The sequence below is a fragment of the Streptomyces sp. BE20 genome (assembly GCF_036322525.1).
Classification (GTDB): domain Bacteria; phylum Actinomycetota; class Actinomycetes; order Streptomycetales; family Streptomycetaceae; genus Kitasatospora.
Map to the genome: position 1 here is coordinate 1 of NZ_JAQYWW010000895.1, position 310 is coordinate 310.

The following is a 310-nucleotide window of genomic DNA, read 5'->3' on the forward strand; positions in this document are numbered from 1 at the left end:
GGGGGGCGGGGGCGGGGGGGGGCGCGGCCGGCGGTTGTGGGTGGGGACTCGCCGGGGCGGCGGCGCACCCCCCCACCCAAAAAAACCCCGCACAACCCGACCACAAAACGCCAAAAACAACCGGCCCAAAAACAACCCAAACCCGTACCCAACAGCCAGCCCCCGCCCAACAAAAAAAAACCACAACAAAAACAACAAAACCAAAAAACAAAAAACCCGACGAACCCAACAACCTAAACACCACCCCGCGCCGAATTCAGTCCCCATAAAAACCCAAGGCAACAAAAAAAAACACAGCCAACTCCAACAC

The 310-nt window shown here is 57.7% G+C and carries 1 pseudogene; it reads right to left on the minus strand.

Annotated elements, in window-relative coordinates:
• Positions 1 to 232: pseudogene (locus PUR61_RS19195) on the minus strand (hypothetical protein); the annotation flags it as partial.
• Positions 233 to 310 lie beyond the last annotated feature (78 nt).